General features: G+C 64.3%; 3 protein-coding genes. 2 read left to right on the top strand and 1 reads right to left on the bottom strand.

The window, feature by feature from the left end; translation table 11 throughout:
* The first annotated feature begins 1,046 nt into the window (after positions 1–1,046).
* Entirely contained in the window at positions 1,047–2,426 is a 1,380-nt protein-coding gene (locus ADL12_RS19645) for a M1 family metallopeptidase (RefSeq protein ID WP_062703981.1), read from the top strand.
* Between the two features lie 73 nt (positions 2,427–2,499).
* Here the strand turns inward: ADL12_RS19645 and ADL12_RS52775 are convergent, their stop codons facing one another.
* Entirely contained in the window at positions 2,500–4,332 is a 1,833-nt protein-coding gene (locus ADL12_RS52775; RefSeq protein WP_107119963.1) for a trypsin-like serine peptidase, read from the bottom strand.
* Positions 4,333–4,596: 264 nt separating this feature from the next.
* Here ADL12_RS52775 and ADL12_RS19655 point away from each other — a divergent pair, with 264 nt between their 5' ends.
* Complete coding sequence (locus tag ADL12_RS19655; RefSeq protein WP_159053207.1) at positions 4,597–5,019, top strand: hypothetical protein; 423 nt, start codon at positions 4,597–4,599, stop codon at positions 5,017–5,019.
* Positions 5,020–5,253 lie beyond the last annotated feature (234 nt).

Below are 5,253 nucleotides of genomic sequence, written 5' to 3' on the forward strand. Positions count from 1 at the left end.
TTGAGACGTCAGACATCTCGATCAACAGCCCGGGGGCCTCGCTCGTTGCGCTTCACTGGCCGTCACCTGAGCGATGGCCAACTCGAAGAAGCTCAATGCGTCAGGGGGATGTCACATGTCCAAGCCGCGACTGTTTCGGCTTCGGGCATCCATGTTCCCTCTGGGCTTATCCCCTGCTGCGGTTGACCCAGGTGACGAATGTGACCTTGGCTGTTCCGCACGTGACAGTAGAGGTATTGCCCTTGTACCTCCATTGGCCTTCAGCCACCCAACTCCGGTCGTCACTGGTCCGACATGTCGCCATGGCCTTATGCTGCAGCGTTCCAGAACCGCCGGTGCAGTGCACCTTTCCGTAGTGCTTCCCGCCAGCCGAATAGGTGGATTTGGTGCACGTGCGGTCCCCGCTGCGGTCCGCCGCGAGAGATGCATTGGCGGCGCCGAGTGCGGTGACGATAGCCATCCCCAAAGAGGCTCCCGCTATGGCGTAGTTCTTCATTTCCCCTCCAGTAAGATTTGAACGCACTGATGAACGCCATCGTGAACTTTCAGGGGGCAGCCAACTGGTTATTCCTGTCCGCTTCGTCGACATTTCCGTCGGCGGGCGGGCTCGCGTCGCCTTCGGACCCCTTCACAGGTGAGGATGGAGTGACGACGAAGGGTCCAGAGTCCCCAGAATCTGAAATCTCCCGCGCCTGGGCATCAGGATGTGTTGGCGATGTGATATCGGCCAGGTGATTCCGGAGGGATTGCTCTCGGTGTGCTGGCCAAACTCTCCCCCGTTCAGAGGCGTAGGCCGGTGGTCAGTGCGGCCCGCGCTCTCAGCCATCGTTGATCATGTTCGTGGCCATGTCAGCCGGAAAATGAGTAAAGGATTCTTTACCAACCACGAGGCAACCGAGAGGCACTGCAGGCTTTCTGACGTCTCGCGTCCCTCGATCGATTGGAGACACGAGATGAAGCCTCATGGAGCGAACGGCCGTGGGCTTCGGCCGGCGGCCTCGGTCCGCCTGTCCGGCTGGGTTCCTGCTGCAGCACTTCTCCTGGCCATGACGATGTCCTGCACCAGCCCTGTGTCGGGGGACGATGCCGCAGCGGCCCTGAAGCCCGGCGCGGCCGGGGTGGGTGACCGGCTGCTTCCTTCACTCGGCAATGGCGGCTACGACGTGGCACATTACGGACTGACCCTGGATTACGTGCCCGAGACCAACCGTCTGAAGGGCACGGCTGTCATCACAGCGCGCGCCACCCAGGACCTGAGCCGCTTCAACCTTGACCTGTCAGGACTGCAGGTACGCCTGGCCACGGTGCAAGGCGTGAAGGCCCAGTATTCGCGGGAGAAGGACGAGTTGCTGGTGACACCCGCGAAGCCGGTCAAGGACGGCGACATCTTCAAGACGGTTGTGACCTACGACGGCACCCCCCGCACGATCGAGGACGACGACGGAAGCCTGGAAGGCTGGATAGAGACCGATGACGGCTCGACCGCCCTCGGCCAGCCTGCCGGTTCCATGACCTGGTTCCCGGGGAACCACCACCCCTCGGACAAAGCCACGTACGACATCACAGTCACCGTGCCCAAAGACGAGGACGGCGATCCCTACGACGTGGTCAGCAACGGTGAACTGACCACGGAAGAGGACAAGGGCGAGACAGTGACCCGACACTGGCGAACCGAAGAACCCATGGCCAGTTACCTCGCCCACGTCTCCGTCGGCTACTTCGAGGTCGACCAGGGCTCGACCGACGACGACCTGCCGGTCTATGTCGCCATCGATCCCGAGGAGTCCGAAGACGCCGCAGACGTCAAAGATCTGGTGCCCGAGATCGTCGGCTGGGCGAGCGAACGCTTCGGTCCTTACCCCTTCTCCTCCACCGGCGCCATTGTTGACCACCTGCCTGACCTCGACTATGCCCTGGAGACCCAGACCAAGCCCTACTTCGATGAGGCGCCGGATGAGACGCTGCTTGTCCACGAGTTGGCGCACCAGTGGTTCGGCAACTCCGTCACCCCGCGCAAGTGGAAGGACATCTGGCTCAACGAGGGCATGGCCACCTATGCGGAGTGGCTCTGGGAGGAGGAACAGGGCGGCAGGAACACCGACGAGATCTTCGAGGACTTCTACGACGGCACGGATCCCGAGAGCGAGGGCATCTGGGCCTTCCCTCCGGCCGATCCTCCCAGCGCGGCGCGCGTCTCCGACCCGCCCGTCTACGGGCGCGGCGCCATGGTCGTGCACAAGCTGCGTGAGGCCGTCGGCGACGAGGCCTTCTTCGACATTCTCCGCACCTGGACCCGACAGCACCGGCACGCCAACGCCGACACCGGAGAGTTCATCGCCCTGTGTGAGGGCAAGTCCGGGAAGAACCTGACGAAGCTCTTCGATGTCTGGCTCTTCAACAAGAAGAAGCCGTCCCGGATGCCATGAGAGCGATCCGATGGGAGAAGGGCTCTTCCGCCCGGAGTGGGGAAGAGCCCTTCTCCTGTCTGGAGCAAAGCCCTTACGCGGGCGGGTACACCAGCGTGATCTCGCGGTTCAGGCCAGTCTCGTCGGCGTCCGGGTACATGGAGACCTCACCGTCGGACCACCGCACCAGGAAGTCGTCGGGGTGGCGGTTCTCCGTGTAGTCGCCAGCGCCCAGGAGGGTGGCGTGGGTCCAGAGCCGGTTGGGCTTCTTGACCTGGATCTCGCCGTGGAAGCCGTTCTGGTCGAGGTCCTTGTAGAGGGTCAGTTCGCCGTCTGTCCAGCGCACCATGAGGTCGTGCTGGTCGTTGCCGGTGAAGTCGCCCGAGGTGATCGTCGAGGCGTGCTTCCAGGTGCCGTTGGGCGCGGCAAGCTTCTTCTCGCCGTGGAAGCCGTCGCGGTTGACGTCGGTGTACAGGGTGACTTCACCGTCGCTCCAGCGGACCAGAAGGTCGTCGGCCCACTTGTTGCTGCTCGTGTAGCGGCCACCGGTGATGGAAATGGCGTGCTTCCACGTGGCGTTGGGCTTCTGCAGCTGGACCTCGCCGTGAAAGCCCCTCTCGTCGACGTCGGGATAGAGCGTCAGCTCACCGTCAGTCCAGCGGACGATCAGGTCGTCCCTGTCGGCGCCGGTGAAGTCGCCCGCCGCGATGGTCTCGGCGTGCTTCCAGGTGCCGTTGGGCCCGATGAGACGAATCTCTTTGTCGAAGTTGTCGGCGTCCTCACCGGCACCGCGGTACAGGGTCACTTCGCCGTCTGTCCAGCGCACGAGCAGGTCGGAGTAGTCCCACGTGCCGGGATTGCCGTCGGTGAAGTAGCCCCCGGCGATGACCTCGGCGTGCTTCCAGGTCTCGGCCTTGCCCAGAACGCCACGGCCGGCCGGCTGACGGTTGTTGACCGCGTCGTCGTACAGCGCCTTGGTGTCAGCGTCCAGGTAAGAGCTGTAGGAGATGTCGTCCTTGTCACCGCCGGTCTTCCAGCCGCCGATGACGCCGATGAGGCCCCAGCCGCCGCCTCGCTTGATGAGGAACGGGCCGCCGGACGCGCCGCCGGAGTACTTGTCGCACGCGATACGCAGGAAACTGCCCGGGATCTTCGGGTCGGTGCTGTTGTAGCGGACGGTCTTGTCCGTGCAGTCCAGCGGGCGCTTCTGGTTGGCCGGGTAGCCGATGAGGCGGGCCGGGTCGTGGGCGTACCCGGCATTGATCATCAACTCGGCTCCGCCGACCACGTCCTCGACGTTCTTGCCGCCGCGCGGTTCGATCTGCAGGAAGTTGAAGTCGAGGTCGGCCGCGGCGTCCGGGCCCTTGGACAGGTATCGCTTGTCGACGTAGATACGTCCGGGCTTGACAGTGAAGGCGCCGTGCGGCTTCCTGCCGTCGTCGTACTGCGGGACGAACGTGAGGTTCTTGCGCGCGTCCTGGTCGTCGAAGCAGTGACCGGCGCTCATCACGATGTTCTTGCCGGGGCTCTTGACGACCGTGCCGCCGCAGAAGCGGCCGGTGTCGGTGCCGTCGTTCCAGAAGAAGGTGCCGACGATGGGCAGCCCTTCGAACGGCTTGCTGGGGGAGCGGGGCGTCCTGGTCGGAGCAGGAAACTGCTTGGCCTCCTGCTCCTGGACAGGCTTTGCAGCCCGCATGCGCTCCGGAGTCCAGTAGCTGTCGGCGTCGGCGGGAGTGAACCCGCGCGTGTCGTCGTCACCGCCCGCCGGGACGGGAGTCGGAGGAACGGAAGGCTGTTCCGCCAGGGCACTCGGGGTGGCATTCCCCGAGGGAGGCGGATCGCCTTGGTCTGCGTACGCCGGAAGACCCGGCAGCAGAATGAGTGCCGCGGCCCCCGCCGCAGCACTCAGTGCTCTGCGCAACTTCATGGTCAAATCCCCCAGATCATATGAGACGCGCGTCACGCCGCCTGGCGTGAATGCGTCACGGTCGGTCATGATCGTAATGACCACTTCACGCAGGGGGAAATGCATATGATCCACTTCACACGCTCGTCCGTGCACGGCGGACTTATCGCAATTTCCGTGCCGCTGATCCTGCTTGGGTACGCCGGGACGGCATACGCCGACTCACTCCCTTTCCCCGGACGGGGATACGTCTCCGTCAGCGGTCCGGCAGAACCTGGCGAGGCAGTGGAACTCACGGTCAAGGAGCGTCCTGGTAATCCGCACCCGACGGCGGTGGACGTCTCCAGCCCGGCGCTGACCGACGACACCGCCCTGGGCGACACTAAGAGCGCCTGGGTGGGTGCGGGCCGGATCAAAGCGAGCTTGAAGCCCGGCACGTATCCCGTGACGTTCACGCTGCGCCACAAGGACACCTCCTGCGTGACGGAAAAGGACCGCGACTATGCGTGCGACTACCCCTCGATCGTCCTACGTGGAGAGGTAAAGGTCTCGGCTCCGGACGAGGCCCCGGCATCAAGCGACGGGCCGGGCTTCGGCGGCGGCTTGGCGCTCGGCATCGCGTCGGGTGCCGTGGTGACGCTGGCGGCGGGCGGGATACTGCTGGGCCTCCGGCGCCGCGCGGCTGCCGATGACCCATCGCAAAGCTAAGCTTGGCGTTTATCGTCTTCGGTCGAACGTGGCCCCGAACTTGCTCACGGTTTCGGCTGAGTGCCTGACGTGAGAGCGGCCTTCGCCTGATCCTGTGCTCCGTCACAGAGGCACTTGACCAGTTCGAAGGCCGTAGCATTGAGCTTCTTCGAGTTGGCCATCGCTCAGGTGACGGCCAGTGAAGCGCAACGAGCGAGGCCCCCGGGCTGTTGATCGAGATGTCTGACGTCTCAA

Source organism: Streptomyces regalis, from assembly GCF_001509475.1.
In the GTDB taxonomy this organism is placed as follows: Bacteria; Actinomycetota; Actinomycetes; order Streptomycetales; family Streptomycetaceae; genus Streptomyces; species Streptomyces regalis.

What these genes read in the sequence shown, in the direction of transcription:
- ADL12_RS19645 (WP_062703981.1), top strand. Translation starts at nt 1,047, where the DNA reads ATGACGATGTCCTGCACCAGCCCTGTGTCGGGGGACGATGCCGCAGCG.
- ADL12_RS52775 (WP_107119963.1), bottom strand. Translation starts at nt 4,332, where the DNA reads ATGAAGTTGCGCAGAGCACTGAGTGCTGCGGCGGGGGCCGCGGCACTC.